General features: G+C 37.7%; 30 protein-coding genes. All 30 read right to left on the reverse strand.

Annotated features, from left to right (window positions below; translation table 11 throughout):
- Positions 1-84 precede the first annotated feature (84 nt).
- The 30 genes from rpsD to rpsJ all read right to left on the reverse strand — a co-directional run bounded on the left by rpsD (position 85) and on the right by rpsJ (position 14,582).
- Complete coding sequence (rpsD, locus tag B5E58_RS07645; protein WP_088109098.1) at positions 85-687, reverse strand: 30S ribosomal protein S4; 603 nt, start codon at positions 685-687, stop codon at positions 85-87.
- A gap of 22 nt (positions 688-709) precedes the next feature.
- Complete coding sequence (rpsK, locus tag B5E58_RS07650; protein ID WP_088109099.1) at positions 710-1,111, reverse strand: 30S ribosomal protein S11; 402 nt, start codon at positions 1,109-1,111, stop codon at positions 710-712.
- Between the two features lie 20 nt (positions 1,112-1,131).
- Positions 1,132-1,500 (reverse strand): 30S ribosomal protein S13, encoded by a 369-nt coding sequence (gene rpsM, locus B5E58_RS07655; protein ID WP_088109100.1) that lies wholly within the window; start codon positions 1,498-1,500, stop codon positions 1,132-1,134.
- A 211-nt stretch (positions 1,501-1,711) separates the two neighbouring features.
- Positions 1,712-1,825, reverse strand: coding sequence for a 50S ribosomal protein L36 (gene rpmJ / locus B5E58_RS07660; protein WP_004034721.1), 114 nt, complete (start codon positions 1,823-1,825; stop codon positions 1,712-1,714).
- 27 nt (positions 1,826-1,852) lie between these two features.
- Positions 1,853-2,071 (reverse strand): translation initiation factor IF-1, encoded by a 219-nt coding sequence (gene infA / locus B5E58_RS07665; protein ID WP_004034723.1) that lies wholly within the window; start codon positions 2,069-2,071, stop codon positions 1,853-1,855.
- 29 nt (positions 2,072-2,100) lie between these two features.
- A complete protein-coding gene (locus B5E58_RS07670) occupies positions 2,101-2,364 on the reverse strand; it encodes a KOW domain-containing RNA-binding protein (protein ID WP_088109101.1) in 264 nt (87 codons plus the stop codon).
- A 29-nt stretch (positions 2,365-2,393) separates the two neighbouring features.
- Positions 2,394-3,140 (reverse strand): type I methionyl aminopeptidase, encoded by a 747-nt coding sequence (map, locus tag B5E58_RS07675; RefSeq protein ID WP_088109102.1) that lies wholly within the window; start codon positions 3,138-3,140, stop codon positions 2,394-2,396.
- Positions 3,141-3,142: 2 nt separating this feature from the next.
- Positions 3,143-3,781: an adenylate kinase gene (locus B5E58_RS07680; protein WP_088109103.1), complete on the reverse strand. Its 639-nt coding sequence runs from the start codon at positions 3,779-3,781 to the stop codon at positions 3,143-3,145.
- Positions 3,782-3,848: 67 nt separating this feature from the next.
- Positions 3,849-5,111, reverse strand: coding sequence for a preprotein translocase subunit SecY (gene secY / locus B5E58_RS07685; protein WP_088109104.1), 1,263 nt, complete (start codon positions 5,109-5,111; stop codon positions 3,849-3,851).
- The gene (gene rplO / locus B5E58_RS07690) at positions 5,112-5,552 is read right to left on the reverse strand and encodes a 50S ribosomal protein L15 (protein ID WP_088109105.1); all 441 of its coding nucleotides are present in this window, start codon (positions 5,550-5,552) and stop codon (positions 5,112-5,114) included.
- Between the two features lie 25 nt (positions 5,553-5,577).
- Positions 5,578-5,757, reverse strand: a complete 180-nt coding sequence (gene rpmD, locus B5E58_RS07695) for a 50S ribosomal protein L30 (protein ID WP_088109106.1) — start codon at positions 5,755-5,757, stop codon at positions 5,578-5,580.
- A gap of 13 nt (positions 5,758-5,770) precedes the next feature.
- The gene (gene rpsE, locus B5E58_RS07700) at positions 5,771-6,274 is read right to left on the reverse strand and encodes a 30S ribosomal protein S5 (RefSeq protein WP_206608561.1); all 504 of its coding nucleotides are present in this window, start codon (positions 6,272-6,274) and stop codon (positions 5,771-5,773) included.
- A gap of 17 nt (positions 6,275-6,291) precedes the next feature.
- Positions 6,292-6,660, reverse strand: a complete 369-nt coding sequence (gene rplR / locus B5E58_RS07705) for a 50S ribosomal protein L18 (protein ID WP_088109108.1) — start codon at positions 6,658-6,660, stop codon at positions 6,292-6,294.
- Positions 6,661-6,762: 102 nt separating this feature from the next.
- Positions 6,763-7,305, reverse strand: a complete 543-nt coding sequence (gene rplF / locus B5E58_RS07710) for a 50S ribosomal protein L6 (protein ID WP_088109109.1) — start codon at positions 7,303-7,305, stop codon at positions 6,763-6,765.
- Between the two features lie 40 nt (positions 7,306-7,345).
- Positions 7,346-7,747 (reverse strand): 30S ribosomal protein S8, encoded by a 402-nt coding sequence (gene rpsH / locus B5E58_RS07715; protein WP_088109110.1) that lies wholly within the window; start codon positions 7,745-7,747, stop codon positions 7,346-7,348.
- A 20-nt stretch (positions 7,748-7,767) separates the two neighbouring features.
- A complete protein-coding gene (locus tag B5E58_RS07720; RefSeq protein ID WP_088109111.1) occupies positions 7,768-7,953 on the reverse strand; it encodes a type Z 30S ribosomal protein S14 in 186 nt (61 codons plus the stop codon).
- A gap of 14 nt (positions 7,954-7,967) precedes the next feature.
- Complete coding sequence (gene rplE, locus B5E58_RS07725) at positions 7,968-8,507, reverse strand: 50S ribosomal protein L5 (RefSeq protein ID WP_088109112.1); 540 nt, start codon at positions 8,505-8,507, stop codon at positions 7,968-7,970.
- A gap of 23 nt (positions 8,508-8,530) precedes the next feature.
- Positions 8,531-8,833, reverse strand: coding sequence for a 50S ribosomal protein L24 (gene rplX / locus B5E58_RS07730; protein WP_088109178.1), 303 nt, complete (start codon positions 8,831-8,833; stop codon positions 8,531-8,533).
- 20 nt (positions 8,834-8,853) lie between these two features.
- A complete protein-coding gene (gene rplN / locus B5E58_RS07735; RefSeq protein ID WP_088109113.1) occupies positions 8,854-9,222 on the reverse strand; it encodes a 50S ribosomal protein L14 in 369 nt (122 codons plus the stop codon).
- A gap of 29 nt (positions 9,223-9,251) precedes the next feature.
- On the reverse strand, positions 9,252-9,509 hold the full coding sequence (gene rpsQ, locus B5E58_RS07740; RefSeq protein ID WP_088109114.1) for a 30S ribosomal protein S17: 258 nt from the start codon (positions 9,507-9,509) through the stop codon (positions 9,252-9,254).
- Positions 9,510-9,541: 32 nt separating this feature from the next.
- Positions 9,542-9,751: a 50S ribosomal protein L29 gene (gene rpmC, locus B5E58_RS07745; RefSeq protein ID WP_088109115.1), complete on the reverse strand. Its 210-nt coding sequence runs from the start codon at positions 9,749-9,751 to the stop codon at positions 9,542-9,544.
- Positions 9,741-10,187, reverse strand: a complete 447-nt coding sequence (rplP, locus tag B5E58_RS07750) for a 50S ribosomal protein L16 (protein ID WP_088109116.1) — start codon at positions 10,185-10,187, stop codon at positions 9,741-9,743. The genes rpmC and rplP overlap by 11 nt, the downstream gene beginning before the upstream one ends.
- Positions 10,188-10,189: 2 nt before the next feature.
- The gene (gene rpsC / locus B5E58_RS07755) at positions 10,190-10,849 is read right to left on the reverse strand and encodes a 30S ribosomal protein S3 (RefSeq protein WP_088109117.1); all 660 of its coding nucleotides are present in this window, start codon (positions 10,847-10,849) and stop codon (positions 10,190-10,192) included.
- Positions 10,850-10,860: 11 nt separating this feature from the next.
- Positions 10,861-11,250, reverse strand: a complete 390-nt coding sequence (rplV, locus tag B5E58_RS07760) for a 50S ribosomal protein L22 (RefSeq protein ID WP_088109118.1) — start codon at positions 11,248-11,250, stop codon at positions 10,861-10,863.
- A gap of 28 nt (positions 11,251-11,278) precedes the next feature.
- Positions 11,279-11,563, reverse strand: a complete 285-nt coding sequence (gene rpsS, locus B5E58_RS07765) for a 30S ribosomal protein S19 (RefSeq protein ID WP_088109119.1) — start codon at positions 11,561-11,563, stop codon at positions 11,279-11,281.
- Between the two features lie 66 nt (positions 11,564-11,629).
- Positions 11,630-12,460, reverse strand: coding sequence for a 50S ribosomal protein L2 (rplB, locus tag B5E58_RS07770; RefSeq protein WP_088109120.1), 831 nt, complete (start codon positions 12,458-12,460; stop codon positions 11,630-11,632).
- Positions 12,461-12,537: 77 nt separating this feature from the next.
- Positions 12,538-12,837, reverse strand: coding sequence for a 50S ribosomal protein L23 (gene rplW, locus B5E58_RS07775; protein ID WP_088109121.1), 300 nt, complete (start codon positions 12,835-12,837; stop codon positions 12,538-12,540).
- Positions 12,837-13,457 (reverse strand): 50S ribosomal protein L4, encoded by a 621-nt coding sequence (rplD, locus tag B5E58_RS07780; protein WP_088109122.1) that lies wholly within the window; start codon positions 13,455-13,457, stop codon positions 12,837-12,839. Before rplD ends, rplW begins: the two co-directional genes overlap by 1 nt.
- A 27-nt stretch (positions 13,458-13,484) precedes the next feature.
- Positions 13,485-14,114: a 50S ribosomal protein L3 gene (gene rplC, locus B5E58_RS07785; RefSeq protein ID WP_088109123.1), complete on the reverse strand. Its 630-nt coding sequence runs from the start codon at positions 14,112-14,114 to the stop codon at positions 13,485-13,487.
- Between the two features lie 156 nt (positions 14,115-14,270).
- Entirely contained in the window at positions 14,271-14,582 is a 312-nt protein-coding gene (rpsJ, locus tag B5E58_RS07790) for a 30S ribosomal protein S10 (RefSeq protein WP_088109124.1), read from the reverse strand.
- Positions 14,583-14,956: the final 374 nt, after the last annotated feature.

Here is a 14,956-nt window from a genome sequence, read left to right on the forward strand (position 1 = left end):
GGCAAAAAAATACGTTCCCTAGGTTTATTACAAAATATATTATACACGATTTTGGCCTTTCGGCAAGTCTCAAATTTAAAAAAATTATTTTGAGTACAACTCAACGATAAGTGTTTCTTCAACTGGAACATCAATCTGTTCTCTCTGTGGTTTAGACATTACAGTTCCTTTTAAACCTTCATGGTCAGCCTGTAACCATTCTGGAACAATTCTTGAACCTGTTACTTCAAGAATGTCTTTGTATCTCTGCATATCTTTGTATTTTTCTTTAACTTCGATAACATCTCCAACTTTTACAGCGTATGATGGGATGTCAACTGGTTTACCATTTACTAATACGTGTTTGTGGCGAACAATCTGTCTAGATTCTTTTCTTGTTCTACCATATCCAAGTCTGAACATTACGTTATCAAGACGCATCTCTAATAACATAAGTAAGTTTTCACCAGGGATACCTTCTTTTTTAGCTATTTTTTCAGCTTTAGCATAGTATCCTCTGAACTGTTTTTCAAGTACACCGTAGATGAATTTAGCTTTCTGTTTTTCTCTTAACTGAAGTCCGTACTCGCTCATTTTCTTTCCGGCTCTAAGTGACTGTTTTTTTGATTTTTTGTCAATTCCTAAGTAGATTGGGTCAAGGTCAAGTGATCTACATCTCTTAAGAACTGGAACTCTATCTCTTGCCATTTATTAAGCACCTCCTATTAGATTAGACTCTTCTGCGTTTTGGTGGTCTACAGCCGTTGTGTGGTACAGGTGTTACGTCTTTGATAAGTGTTACTTCAAGACCAGCTGCCTGTAAAGCACGGATAGCTGCTTCACGTCCTGAACCAGGACCTTTAACGAAAACTTCAACTGTCTTTAAGCCATAATCTGAAGCTGCTTTAGCTGCTGTATCAGCTGCCATCTGAGCTGCGTATGGAGTAGACTTTCTTGAGCCTCTAAAACCTAACTGTCCGGCACTTGCCCATGAAAGAGCGTTTCCTGCTGCGTCAGTAATAGTTACTATTGTATTGTTAAATGTGGACTGGATATGAGCCTGGCCACGTTCTACACGTCTTTTGTCACGGCGTCTACGGCTAGACGCTTTTTTAACAGCTTTCTTTGCCATTATTCAAACCTCCCTATTTCTTATTTCTTCTTGTTAGCTACTGTTTTTCTAGGACCTTTTCTTGTTCTAGCATTTGTCTTTGTCTTCTGTCCTCTTACAGGAAGACCTTTTCTATGACGAATTCCACGGTAGCAGCCGATTTCCATAAGGCGTTTGATGTTAAGAGCTATTTCTCTTCTTAAATCACCTTCAACTGTCTGTGAACGGTCGATAACTTCACGAATTTTAGCAACTTCGTCGTCTGTTAAATCTCTTACTCTTGTATCAGGGTTAACGCCAGCTTCTTTAAGAATTCTAACAGCGCTTGAATGACCGATACCATATACATAAGTAAGACCTATCTCTATACGTTTCTCTCTTGGTAAGTCTACACCAGCAATACGTGCCATGTATATTTACACCTCCTGAATTATTCAAACTTAATATCTATTTATCAAAAAACATTGCCCATTGGGTATACAAACAGATTGCACAGACCGTCAGCCTGTGTGCGGAGTCCGCTTTTAACTGTATACTCCTCCCGGCAGTTGACGGATTTATCGATGATTTGCGGAGGCTCCTGACCTCCTTCATAACCATATATAATAAACCGCAGATTTATCAGCCTTGTTTCTGTTTATGTTTTGGATTTTCACAAATGACCATTACACGACCTTTTCTTTTGATAATTCTGCATTTTTCACACATTGGTTTTACAGATGGTCTAACCTTCATTGTGATCGCTCCTTTCTTAATGCCTACTTATTTAGCTCTCCATATAATTCTACCTTTTGTAAGGTCATATGGAGACATTTCAACGAGTACCTTATCTCCAGGAAGAATTCTTATAAAATTCATACGAAGTTTTCCTGAGATATGTGCTAATATCTGATGCCCGTTTTCAAGTTCAACCTGAAACATGGCATTAGGTAATTTTTCTAATACGGTTCCTTCTACTTCTATAACATCGTCTTTTGACAAGGCCTAGAACCTCCTTAAAATATGTTACATCAATTATTTATATATTTCTTCAAAGCCTTTACTATGTCAGCATCAAGAATATAACTTCCATTTTCAATTTTATCCTTAATACCATCATCAACATAGTTAGTTTTCTGAACGTGCTTTATTTTTTTTCTTTTTGGTTTTTCAAGTGTTCTTCTCTTACCATCAACAATATAAAGGAATTCTTCTTCAATGTCAATAACTATAAATGCTCCTCCTTTATCATGACCGCTTTTTGAGAACACAATCTGTCCTGCTGTAAATTCCATGGGATATCACCACAACTTTTCATCAAAGTTTATAAAGTAAGCAGTTCAGGCTCACCGTCAGTTATAAGAACAGTGTTTTCATAATGTGCAGCCCATAAACCATCTTTTGTAACAACAGTCCAACCGTCATCAAGAACATTTATTTTATATGTTCCCATATTAACCATAGGCTCAATAGCAAGAACCATACCTTTTGCAAGTTTTGGCCCTCTGCCTGTTGTCTTATAGTTATATACGGCAGGGTCTTCATGAAGATTTTTTCCTATTCCATGACCAACATAGTCACGTACAACAGAAAATCCGTTATCTTCAACATATTTTTGAATAGCAGCACCGATTTCATTTAAGTGACAACCGGCTTTTGCAAATTTTATGCCTTCAAAGAAACTCTGTTTTGTAACATCTATAAGTTTTTGTGCCTCCGGTGAGATATTTCCCACAGGATATGTCCTTGCACAGTCTCCGTGGAAACCGTCAATGTAGGAGCCCATATCAATACTTATAATGTCGCCATCTTTCAAAGTTTTTATACCGGGAATTCCGTGTATTACCTCTTCATTTACAGAGGTACATATTGAACCTGGGAAACCAGCATATCCTTTAAAGGAAGGCACAGCTCCACAGCTTCTTATATAATCTTCAGCAATTTTATCAAGATGTTTTGTTGATACACCAGGCTTAACCTCGCTGGCAAGTATTTTATCAAGCTCAGCAAGTATTTTTCCGGCTTTACGCATTTTTTCAATCTGTTCCTGTGTCTTTATTGTTATAGCCATTTTTAAGCCTTCTCTCCTAACCCTGATATGATGGATTTTGTAACCTCATCAATATCCATGAGTCCATTTACTTCAAAAAGAAGATTTTGCTTTTTATAATAATCTACTAAAGGTTCAGACTGTTCGTGGAAAGTTTTAAGTCTAGCTTTTCCAGCTTCCACTGTATCGTCTTTTCTCTGTGTAAGTTTCTCGCCACATGCGTCACACACTCCAGCAACCTTTGAAGGAAGTGAAAGTTTATTGTAAGTAGCTCCACATTTTGGACAAGTTTCTCTTGCTGTAAGTCTCTGAAGCATAACCTCATCAGGAGCATTTATAAATACTGCTCTGTCAATGTGACCGATGATTTCATCAAGTTTCTCAGCCTGAACAACAGTACGTGGGAAACCATCAAAAATAAATCCGTTTTTACAATCATCCTCAGCAATACGAGCTTTTACAATCTCGATAATAAGGTCATCAGAAACAAGTCCTCCAGAAGCCATAACGCTTTTTACCTTTTCACCGAGTTCAGTTCCTTTACTTATTTCCTCTCTGAGCATATCCCCTGTTGATATATGTGCTATGTTGTAATGCTCAATTAATCTTTTTGCCTGTGTTCCTTTACCAGCGGCAGGAGCACCAATAAGTACCAACTTCATATAACAGCCCTCCTTGACTTACAACTAATCCCCCAGGGAATGCTCTGCATTCCCCAAAGGATTTTTATTAATTATTTAAAAAACCTTTGTAGTGTCTCATAAGCAACTGTGATTCCAGAGCCTTAACGAGGTCAAGACATACACCAACAACGATTATAAGTGTTGTACCTCCGAAACCTACGTTCATTTTAAATATCCACTGTAAAAGTATAGGCACCATAGCTATAAGTGCATAGCATATTGCACCTACAAAAGTGATACGGCTAACTGTTTTTGTTATATAGTTGCTTGTCGGCTGGCCTGGTCTAATACCAGGAATAAATCCGCCGTTTTTCTTCATGTTCGCAGCAATCTCATTTGGATTTATAACTATTGAAGTATAGAAATATGTGAAGAAAAGTATAAGTACAATGTATAATACAAATCCCACAGGATGAGTCATTCTAAGCACTTCAATAACCTTCTGGAAAGTACCGGAAGGATGAACAAATTGAGCTATTGTTTCTGGGAACTGAAGTAAAGAAATTGCAAAGATGATTGAAATAACACCTGAAGTGTTAACCTTTATAGGCATGAAAGTATTTCTTCCACCAACACTTCTTCTTCCCACCATTTTTGATGAGTACTGAACAGGAATTCTTCTTTCACCATTGTTTGCAATTACTATGAAAACAATTACTGCAAGTAATATTACTAATAATCCTACTATTTTAAGGATACCTGTAACCTCTCCACCTTTAGCATAATAGTAAAGACTAGAAATACCCATTGGAAGGTTTGAAACGATATTTACAAAGATAATCATTGAAGAACCGTTTCCGATACCCTTTGCTGTAATCTGTTCTGCGAGCCACATAATAAATGTAGTTCCACATATTAATGATAACACAGCTATAATATATATCCAAGCACTTTGTGTAAGGAACATATTTTTATAACTTAATGTTAAACCGATACCTTGGATAGCTGCAAGAATAACAGTTATGTTTCTTGTGTAGGCTTGGATTTTTTTACGTCCATCCTCCCCTTCTTTTGCAAGCTGTTCCAATTTCGGTATAGCCACACGGAGAAGCTGCATAATGATTGATGATGTAATGTAAGGTCCAATACCCATTGCCATTACTGACCATCTTGAATTAGCACCACCGGCAATTATGTTATATAAAGTACCAGTTGAGGCAGCATCTCTTGCCGCTTTTACAGCAGCAACGTCAATTCCCGGAATTGCAATGTGGGAACCAAGTCGCACTATGGCAAGTATCAATAAAGTATAAAGCATCTTTTTACGGATGTCTTTAACTTTCCATGCATTCTTGAATATGCTGAACAATTAGATCACCTCTGCTTTTCCGCCTGCAGCTTCGATTTTTTCTGCAGCGGATTTGCTAAACTGGTTTACTCTAACTGTTAACTTTCTTTCAATTTCTCCTACACCAAGGATTTTAACTCCGTCTTTAGGGTTGCTTACAAGTCCAGCAGCCTTTAAAGCGTCTATATCTACAACAGCACCATCTTCAAATACATTTAAGTAATGTAAGTTGATACCGATAATTTCTTTAGAGTTTCTGCATTTGAAGCCTCTCTTTGGAAGTCTTCTGTAAAGTGGCATCTGACCGCCTTCAAATCCGTTCTTTCCGCCGCTTCCTGAACGAGCTCCCTGTCCTTTATGTCCTCTACCGGCTGTTTTACCGTTACCTGAAGCGTGGCCTCTACCTCTTCTCCAAGCTTTAGCATTTGAGCCTTCAGCAGGTCTTAATTCGCTTAAGTTCATTTTGGCACCTCCTTAATATCAATAATTAAATTTCTTCTACCTTTACAAGGTGGCTTACTTTAGCTATCATTCCTCTGATAGCAGCATTATCTTTCTGAATAACAGAGCTCTGTGTCTTTTTGAGACCTAAAGCCTGAACGATTTTTTTGTGATTTGGCTTAGCACCAATTGTTGATTTAGCTAATGTGATTTTTAAATCTGCCATTTTTACACCCTCCTTATCCTAAGAGCTTCTCTACGCTGATACCACGTAATCTAGCTACTTCTTCAGGAGTTTTTGTTCTGCTTAATCCCTCAATTGTAGCACTTACAACGTTTCTCTTGTTGTTTGAGCCTAAGGATTTTGTTCTGATATTTCTGATACCAGCAAGTTCAAGAACGGCACGAGCAGGGCCACCTGCTATGATACCTGTACCTTCAACAGCTGTCATTAATAATACGCTTGCACTACCGAACTGACCTGTGATGTCGTGGTAGATACTGTCTACATCGTTTCTTTCAACATAAATAAGGTTTTTCATAGCGTCCTCTTTACCTTTACGGATAGCGTCAGGAATTTCTGATGCTTTTCCGAGTCCGCATCCAACGTGTCCGTTTTCGTCACCTACTACAACTAATGCAGCAAATCTGAAAGTACGTCCACCCTTAACAACCTTAGTTACACGGTTGATAGTAACTACTTTATCTTTAAGATCTAAAGTACTTGGATCGATTCTTTTCACTTTTCTTCCTCCCCGCCTTAGAATTTTAATCCGGCTTCTCTTGCTGCTTCAGCAAGTGCTTTGATTTTTCCATGGTATACGAAACCGCCACGGTCAAATACTACTTCAGTAATACCTTTTTCGATTGCTTTTTTAGCGATAGCTGTTCCAACAGCTTCAGCAGCAGCTACTGTTGATGTAAACTCAACTGTGCTAGCTATTTCAGATTCCATTGTTGATGCTGCAACTAATGTGTTACCGCAAACATCATCAATAATCTGAGCATACATATGTTTATTTGATCTAAAAACTGCCAATCTTGGTTTCTGTGCAGTACCGTTGATTTTATTACGGATTCTGTAATGACGTTTCATACGGGCAGCCGCACGTGATGGCTTATTTATCATATGGATTTCACTCCTTTGCTCTTTCTTCTAAATTAGTCACTTTCTGATATAAATATATAAAAGCCTTATGCAGCATATAAATACTGCATATTAAGACTTAAATTATTTCTTACCAGTCTTACCAACTTTACGTCTGATTGTTTCATCAGCATATTTGATACCTTTACCTTTGTAAGGTTCTGGTGGTCTTTTTGTTCTGATTTCAGCAGCAAACTGACCAACTTTTTCTTTATCTATACCTTTAACAGTGATTTTGTTCTGTCCTTCAAGAACTGTTTCAATTCCTTCTGGATCCATCATCTCAACTGGGTGAGAGTAACCAAGTGTTAAAGTTAATTTTTTTCCTGATTTAGCAGCTCTGTAACCAACACCGTTGATTTCAAGAACTTTTTCATAGCCTTTAGTAACACCGATAACCATGTTGTTAAGAAGTGTTCTTGTTAAGCCGTGTAATGATTTATGTCTTTTTAAATCGCTTGGTCTTGTAACAACAATCTGACCAGCTTCTACTGCGATGTTCATGTCATCAGCCATTTTACGAGTTAAAGTTCCTTTAGGTCCTTTTACAGTAACAAGGTTGCCTTCGCCAACTGTTACTTCAACACCAGCTGGAATTTCAACAGGTAATTTACCTATTCTTGACATGTTCTGCACCTCCTGAATATTCTATATACTTATTTATTAATTACCAAATGAAAGCGATTACTTCGCCACCAACACCAAGCTCTCTAGCTTCTTTGTCAGTCATAACACCTTTATTTGTAGAGATGATAGCTGTTCCAAGTCCACCAAGAACTTTTGGAAGCTCATCTTTACCAGCGAAAACTCTAAGACCAGGTTTAGAAATTCTCTTGATACCTGTAATTACTTTTTCGTTTTTATCTTTACCATATTTTAATGAAATACGAAGTGTAGCTTTAACTCCGTCTTCAATAACTTCATATCCTTTAACGTAACCTTCGTTAGTTAATATATCAGCAATTGCCTTTTTCATCTTTGATGAAGGCACATCTACTGTGTCATGTTTTGCAGTATTGCCATTTCTGATTCTTGTGAGCATATCTGCGATTGGATCACTCATTGACATTTGTGTTGTCCTCCTTTCGTTTACCAGCTAGCTTTCTTTACTCCCGGAATCTGTCCTTTGTAAGCTAATTCACGGAAGCAAATACGGCATATTCCATACTTTCTGAGTACAGCGTGTGGTCTACCACATACTCTACAACGTGTGTAAGCTCTTGTTGAGAACTTTGGTGCTCTCTGCTGCTTAACAACCATTGACTTTTTAGCCATATCTATTCCCTCCCTTATTTTGCGAATGGCATTCCGAATAATCTTAATAATTCTCTTGCTTCTTCATCAGTGTTTGCTGTTGTAACGAATACAACGTCCATACCTCTGATTTTGTCTACCTTATCATATTCGATTTCAGGGAAGATGAGCTGTTCTTTAATACCCATTGTGTAGTTTCCTCTACCGTCGAAAGAGTTAGCTTTAACACCTCTAAAGTCACGTACACGTGGAAGTGCAAGATTTATAAGTCTGTCAGCAAACTCATACATTCTGTCTCCACGAAGAGTAACTTTACATCCGATTGGCATACCTTCACGAAGTTTGAAAGCAGCTACTGATTTTTTAGCTCTTGTGATTACAGGTTTCTGACCTGAGATTATTGTAAGGTCTTTAACAGCTCCGTCAAGAACCTTAGCATTTTCTTTAGCTTCACCAACACCCATGTTGATTATGATTTTTTCGAGTTTTGGTACAGCCATTTTATTTGTATATGAAAACTTTTTAGTCATTGCGTCAACAACTTCTGATTCATAGAATTCTCTTAATCTGTTCATCATTTACCTCCTTTCACAGGTTATTAGTCGATAACTTCGCCTGTCTTTTTAGCAATTCTTACTTTCTTTCCGTCTTTAATCATAGCACCAAGTCTTGTTGCTTTTCCGTTATGAAGATACATAACGTTTGAAGCATGAATGTATGCTTCTTTAGTAACAATTCCGCCCTGCTGATTCATAGCGTTTGGTTTTGTGTGTTTTGTTACCATGTTGATACCTTCAACGATAACTTTGTTGTGTTTTCTATCTACATTGAGGATTTTTCCCTCTTTACCTTTATCTTTACCAGCGATAACAACAACTTTGTCGCCTTTTTTTAATCTCATTGACACCCGAAACACCTCCATTATAATACTTCAGGAGCAAGAGATAATATCTTCATGAAATGTTTCTCTCTAAGCTCTCTGGCTACTGGTCCGAATATACGAGTACCTCTTGGGTTTTTGTCGTCTTTGATTATAACCGCTGCGTTTTCATCAAATCTGATGTAGCTTCCGTCAGCTCTTCTTACTCTCTGTACTGTTCTTACTACTACTGCTTTAACAACATCACCTTTTTTAACAACTCCGCCAGGTGTTGCGTCTTTAACTGCAGCTACTATTATATCGCCAACTCCTGCATATCTTCTTGTAGAACCACCAAGTACTCTTATGCAAAGGAGTTCTTTTGCTCCTGAATTGTCTGCTACTTTTAATCTGGTTTCCTGCTGAACCATACTTGATTGCCTCCTTTCGTAACAGCTTATTATTTAGCTTTTTCTACGATTGAAACAAGTCTCCATCTTTTATCTTTTGATAATGGTCTTGTTTCCATAACTTTTACTCTGTCTCCAACGTGACACTCATTGTTTTCATCATGAGCTTTAAGTTTGTAAGTTCTGTTTACGATTTTTCCATATAATGGATGTTTAACTTTATCTTCAACAGCAACAACGATTGTTTTATCCATCTTGTCGCTAACTACTCTACCAATTCTAGTCTTACGAAGATTTCTTTCTTCCACGAGGTGTGCCTCCTTTCACTGACTGTTAGAAATTATTCAGCTGTTCTCTGATTCTGTGTAATAACAGTCTGAATTCTTGCTATATTTTTACGAACTTCCTTGATTCTTGCAGTATTATCCAACTGATTTGTTGCGTTCTGGAATCTTAAGTTGAATAATTCTTTCTTTGCAGAAACAAGGTCTTTATTTAATTCATCAATTGATTTTGCTCTTAAGTCCTTAACGTAACCTTTAGTTTTCACTGCTTTCACCTTCCATTTCCGCCTGCTGTTCTGCCTTGGAAACTATTTTACATTTGATTGGCAACTTGTGAATAGCAAGTCTTAACGCCTCTCTAGCTGTCTCCTCAGCAACTCCGCCGATTTCAAACATTACTCTGCCAGGTTTTACTACTGCTACCCAGTATTCTGGTGTTCCTTTACCGGAACCCATACGAGTTTCAGCAGGTTTTGCTGTGATTGGTTTGTCTGGGAAAATTTTGATCCAAACTTTACCACCACGTTTGATATATCTAGTCATAGCGATACGGGCTGCCTCAATCTGGTTTGATGTTACCCAGCTTGGCTCAAGAGCCTGGATACCGAAATCGCCGTATGTTACCTTATTTCCTCTGAGGGCTTTTCCTTTCATTCTGCCTCTCATCTGTTTACGTCTTTTAACTCTTTTTGGCATTAACATAATTACTCAGCTCCTCCTTCCTTTTTAGCTGCTTTAACAGGAAGAACCTCACCTTTGTAAATCCAAACTTTTACGCCAAGCTTTCCGTATGTTGTGTCAGCTTCTGCAAATCCGTATTCGATATCTGCACGTAATGTCTGAAGTGGAATAGTTCCGTCATGGTAAGTTTCTGTTCTAGCCATATCAGCTCCGCCTAAACGTCCTGAAACAGCTGTTTTGATACCTTTAGCACCAAATTTCATTGTTCTTCCCATAGCCTGCTTCATAGCACGACGGAAAGTAACACGGTTTTCAAGCTGTAATGCAATATTTTCAGCCACTAACTGAGCGTCAAGCTCTGGTCTTTTGATTTCTTCAACGTTGATTGCAACGTTCTGTTTTGTTAATTTCTGAACTTCTGATTTAAGTTCTTCGATTGCAGCACCGTTTCTTCCGATAACGATACCTGGTTTTGCTGTATTTACAGTAACTTTAACTCTGTCTGCTGTTCTTTCGATAGCGATTTTTGAAACACCAGCTGTGTAAAGTTTCTTTTTAATATATTCTCTTATTTTAACATCTTCAACTAAGTAGTTAGCAAATTCTTTTTCAGCATACCATTTAGTATCCCAATCTTTGATAATGCCAACTCTTAAGCCATGTGGATTTACTTTCTGTCCCATTTCGTACCTCCTTATCTCTCATTGAGGATTATGGATATATGACTGCTTCTCTTTAAGATTCTATATGCTCTACCCTGTGCTCTTGGGCGAATTCTTTTCATTGTAGGACCCTGTCCTGCTATTACTTCTTCAACATATAATTTGCTGACATCCATACCTAAATTATTTTCTGCATTTGCTACTGCTGATTTTAATACTTTTCCGATTATATCTGCTGCAACTCTTGGAGAGTAGTTTAACATAGCTGCTGCTGTAACTACGTCTTTGCCCTTAATCTGGTCTAAAACGATTTTAGCCTTTGAAGCAGGAATTCCAACATATTTGGCTGTTGCCTGTGGGCGTTTGTCCTTAGTTGCTATATTTCTTTCCTTTTTAATTTGGCTTCTATGTCCCTTTGCCATGAACGAAACCTCCTTCCAATAAATCTAATTAACGAACTCTTGATTTCTTTTCTGCGTCTTTTCCGTGACCTCTGTAAGTTCTTGTTAAAGCGAACTCACCAAGTTTGTGTCCAACCATATCTTCTGTTATATATACAGGCACGTGTTTTCTACCGTCATGAACAGCGATAGTGTGTCCGATGAATTCTGGGAAAATTGTTGAGCGGCGTGACCATGTTTTAACAACTTCTTTTTTGTTGTCAGCGTTTAACGCATCGATTTTCTTTAAAAGATGGTCATCTGCGAAAGCTCCCTTTTTGAGTGATCTACCCATTTTCTAGTCCTCCTTTTACCTATGATGCGGCATTAAGCCGCTATACGAAAACAAGCTTTTCTAATATTACTTATCTCTTCTTCTGATGATAAGTTTGTTTGAAGCTTTGTGTTTATTTCTTGTCTTATAACCCATTGCAGGTTTGCCCCAAGGTGTCATTGGAGATGGACGTCCGATAGGTGCTCTACCTTCACCACCACCGTGTGGATGGTCATTAGGGTTCATTACAGAACCTCTTACTGTTGGTCTGATACCCATGTGACGTTTTCTACCTGCTTTACCGATATGAACAAGTTCATTATCGATGTTACCAACCTGACCGATTGTTGCTTTACAATCAATAGGAAGTAATCTCATTTCGCCTGAAGGTAATTTTACTGTAGCGTATTTTCCTTCTTTAGCCATAAGCTGTGCAACGTTACCAGCTGAACGAACAAGCTGTCCACCTTTTCCAACTTTCATTTCGATGTTGTGGATGTTTGCACCAACAGGAATATATCTCATTGGAAGAGCATTACCTGTTCTAACTTCTGCTTCAGCACCACTCATTACAGTGTCGCCAACCTTTAATCCATAAGGTGCGAGAATGTATGATTTTGTACCATCAGCATATACGATAAGAGCAATGTTTGCTGTTCTGTTTGGATCGTATTCAATAGCTGTTACTTTTGCTGGAATACCGTCTTTATTACGTTTAAAGTCGATAATTCTGTATTTGATTTTAGCTCCGCCGCCTTTGTGACGAACAGTTATTTTACCCTGATTGTTTCTACCTGAATTTTTCTTTAAATGAATTACTAATGATTTTTCAGGTGTGGATTTTGTGATTTCATCAAATGTTGACACTGTCATGTGTCTTCTGGAAGGTGTATAAGGCTTATATCTTTTAATGCCCATGTGTTCCACTCCTTTCGATTCGGTTTCAAATATATTCTACACACAGCCGTGTGTTTTACTCAACGATTAAAAATTAATTACATACCCTGGAAAATTTCGATTTCCTTGCTGTCTGCTGTAAGTTTTACAATAGCTTTTTTGAATTTAGCTGTCTTACCCCAAACCATTCCTCTTCTTTTTGGTTTTCCTGAGTAGTTCATTGTGTTTACAGATGCAACTTTTGCTCCGTCGAACATTTTTTCAACTGCATCTTTAATCATAGCTTTGTTAGCTTCTGGGTGAACGAGGAAAGTATATTTCTTTTCGTCCATAATTGACATACTGTTTTCAGTGATAACAGGTTTGAGTATTACGTCATAATATTTAAGGTCTGCCATTATGCGTACACCTCCTCAATTTTAGCTACAGCATCTTTTGTAACTACAAGTGTGTTGTATTTTAATAAATCATATACATTGATTGTACTTACAGAAGCTGTTTTAACGCCCTCTATGTTTCTAGCTGAAAGCATAACGTTTTTGTTAACACCATCCATTACGATAAGAGCTTTTTCAGCTTTGATGTTTCCTAAAACATTAACCATAGCTTTTGTTTTAACTTCGTCTAATTTTAATTCATCTAAAACGATGATGCTGTTTTCAGCAACTTTTGTTGAAAGAGCTGATTTAAGAGCAAGTCTTTTAACTTTTTTGTTAAGTTTGAAAGAGTAGTCTCTTGGCTTTGGAGCGAATACTACGCCACCGCCAGTCCACTGTGGAGCACGGATAGAACCCTGTCTAGCATGACCTGTTCCTTTCTGTCTCCAAGGCTTTCTTCCGCCGCCTCTGACTTCTGAACGAGTTTTAGCACTCTGTGTGCCCTGTCTCTGGTTAGCAAGGTACTGTACTACTGCCATGTGCATAGCATGTTCACTTGCTTCTAATCCGAAAATGTCGTCGTTAAGGTCGATTGTACCAACCTGCTCGCCGTTCATGTTATATAATGCAACATTTGCCATGTGTGTTATCCTCCTTTCGTAAAGAAATTAAGCCTTTACGCTGTCTTTAATTACTAAGATTGAACCTTTTGGTCCTGGAACAGCACCTTTAACAAGGATAATGTTCTTTTCTGCATCAGCACGTACAATTTCAAGGTTCTGAATTGTTACGTTAACGTGACCCATATGTCCAGGCATTTTTTTACCTTTTTTAACACGACCTGGTGTAGTACCTGAAGACATAGAACCTACAACTCTATGTGATTTAGAACCGTGGCCCATAGGTCCTCTCTGAGCATTGTATCTCTTAATTGTTGACTGGAAGCCTTTACCTTTTGTGATACCGCTAACGTCAACTTTATCTCCTGCAGCAAATACGTCTGCTTTAATTTCTGCACCTACTTCATAGTTTTCAGCATCTTCAAGTCTGAACTCTTTTAAGTATCTTTTTGCAGTAACACCAGCTTTGTCAAAATGACCTTTTTCTGGTTTGTTAACAAGTTTTTCTCTTATTTCTGTGTAACCAACCTGAATAGCAGCGTATCCGTCGTTTTCTACTGTTTTCTTCTGAACAACAACGCATGGACCTGCTTCAAGAACTGTTACTGGAACGAATACACCGTTATCTGTGAAAACCTGTGTCATTCCAACTTTTTTTGCCATAATAGCTTTTTTCATTCTCTTGCACCTCCTGATTTTCTACAGCGGATTGCCCTTCTCGAAAATTCTTTCTTACGGGTAATCATTCTAGTTTAATATAAGTTGCGTTGGTGTGTTTCCCTTATATAAAACCATTCTTTTGGATAATTTCCTAATTTGTTGTACTTTTTTTTATTACATAAGTTTTAATGTGATATCAACACCAGCTGGTAAATCAAGTCTGCTTAAAGCATCAACTGTTTTAGCGTTTGGTGTAAGAATATCAATAAGTCTCTTATGTGTTCTCATTTCGAACTGCTCTCTAGAATCTTTATATTTGTGCACAGCTCTTAATATTGTAACTACTTCTTTTTTAGTAGGGAGTGGAATAGGTCCACTTATCTGAGCACCTGTTTTCTTTGCAGTTTCGATTATCTGAACTGCTGACTGATCGATTAACTTATGATCATACGCTTTGAGACTGATTCTGATTTTCTGATTTGCCATAAAAAAAAGTCCCCTCCTTTTCGCACTTAATTGTTTCAGTACGACAAGTGGTGACTGCACACTTATCCGGGTGTATCTACACACTTATAGACACACTCATCGCCCTAATGACGATTTCCTACCCTTATATTCTGTACAGTGACCTTGTCGCCCGGTTTCTTGAACTGGACATCGCTCTGCAGAAAAACCTAAGTCATTGGGTAACTTAGCAACCTTCTGCTTCATCGCTCTTATGTCACAACATGGATTATTATATACTATAAACTTTATTTTGACAAGAGTTTTTTATAAAAAAATTCGTGTTTTTTCTTGGATTTTCAATAAAAATTTAAACTCTTTAATTAAATTTTTATATGCATATTGTATAATACCTC

It is taken from the genome of Tyzzerella sp. An114, assembly GCF_002161055.1.
Taxonomy (GTDB): Bacteria; Bacillota; Clostridia; order Lachnospirales; family Anaerotignaceae; genus Fimicola; species Fimicola cottocaccae.

Coding starts and splice junctions, on each gene's coding strand:
- rplE (WP_088109112.1), bottom strand. CDS start 8,507: ATGAACAGATTAAGAGAATTCTATGAATCAGAAGTTGTTGACGCAATG.
- rplV (WP_088109118.1), bottom strand. CDS start 11,250: ATGGCAAAGGGACATAGAAGCCAAATTAAAAAGGAAAGAAATATAGCA.
- rplB (WP_088109120.1), bottom strand. CDS start 12,460: ATGGGCATTAAAAGATATAAGCCTTATACACCTTCCAGAAGACACATG.
- rplC (WP_088109123.1), bottom strand. CDS start 14,114: ATGAAAAAAGCTATTATGGCAAAAAAAGTTGGAATGACACAGGTTTTC.
- rplW (WP_088109121.1), bottom strand. CDS start 12,837: ATGGCAGACCTTAAATATTATGACGTAATACTCAAACCTGTTATCACT.
- rplF (WP_088109109.1), bottom strand. CDS start 7,305: ATGTCAAGAATAGGTAAATTACCTGTTGAAATTCCAGCTGGTGTTGAA.
- rplO (WP_088109105.1), bottom strand. CDS start 5,552: ATGAACTTAAGCGAATTAAGACCTGCTGAAGGCTCAAATGCTAAAGCT.
- rplD (WP_088109122.1), bottom strand. CDS start 13,457: ATGGCAAATGTTGCATTATATAACATGAACGGCGAGCAGGTTGGTACA.
- rplP (WP_088109116.1), bottom strand. CDS start 10,187: ATGTTAATGCCAAAAAGAGTTAAAAGACGTAAACAGATGAGAGGCAGA.
- rpsH (WP_088109110.1), bottom strand. CDS start 7,747: ATGTCAATGAGTGATCCAATCGCAGATATGCTCACAAGAATCAGAAAT.
- rpsJ (WP_088109124.1), bottom strand. CDS start 14,582: ATGGCAAATCAGAAAATCAGAATCAGTCTCAAAGCGTATGATCATAAG.
- rpsS (WP_088109119.1), bottom strand. CDS start 11,563: ATGGGTAGATCACTCAAAAAGGGAGCTTTCGCAGATGACCATCTTTTA.
- rpsK (WP_088109099.1), bottom strand. CDS start 1,111: ATGGCAAAGAAAGCTGTTAAAAAAGCGTCTAGCCGTAGACGCCGTGAC.
- B5E58_RS07680 (WP_088109103.1), bottom strand. CDS start 3,781: ATGAAGTTGGTACTTATTGGTGCTCCTGCCGCTGGTAAAGGAACACAG.
- rpmD (WP_088109106.1), bottom strand. CDS start 5,757: ATGGCAGATTTAAAAATCACATTAGCTAAATCAACAATTGGTGCTAAG.
- rplN (WP_088109113.1), bottom strand. CDS start 9,222: ATGGTTCAGCAGGAAACCAGATTAAAAGTAGCAGACAATTCAGGAGCA.
- rpsD (WP_088109098.1), bottom strand. CDS start 687: ATGGCAAGAGATAGAGTTCCAGTTCTTAAGAGATGTAGATCACTTGAC.
- rplR (WP_088109108.1), bottom strand. CDS start 6,660: ATGATAAATAAGCCATCACGTGCGGCTGCCCGTATGAAACGTCATTAC.
- map (WP_088109102.1), bottom strand. CDS start 3,140: ATGGCTATAACAATAAAGACACAGGAACAGATTGAAAAAATGCGTAAA.
- B5E58_RS07720 (WP_088109111.1), bottom strand. CDS start 7,953: ATGGCTAAAAAGTCAATGGTTGTTAAGCAGCAGAGAGCACCAAAGTTC.
- rplX (WP_088109178.1), bottom strand. CDS start 8,833: ATGAGATTAAAAAAAGGCGACAAAGTTGTTGTTATCGCTGGTAAAGAT.
- rpmJ (WP_004034721.1), bottom strand. CDS start 1,825: ATGAAGGTTAGACCATCTGTAAAACCAATGTGTGAAAAATGCAGAATT.
- B5E58_RS07670 (WP_088109101.1), bottom strand. CDS start 2,364: ATGGAATTTACAGCAGGACAGATTGTGTTCTCAAAAAGCGGTCATGAT.
- rpsC (WP_088109117.1), bottom strand. CDS start 10,849: ATGGGACAGAAAGTAAATCCACATGGCTTAAGAGTTGGCATTATCAAA.
- rpsM (WP_088109100.1), bottom strand. CDS start 1,500: ATGGCACGTATTGCTGGTGTAGACTTACCAAGAGAGAAACGTATAGAG.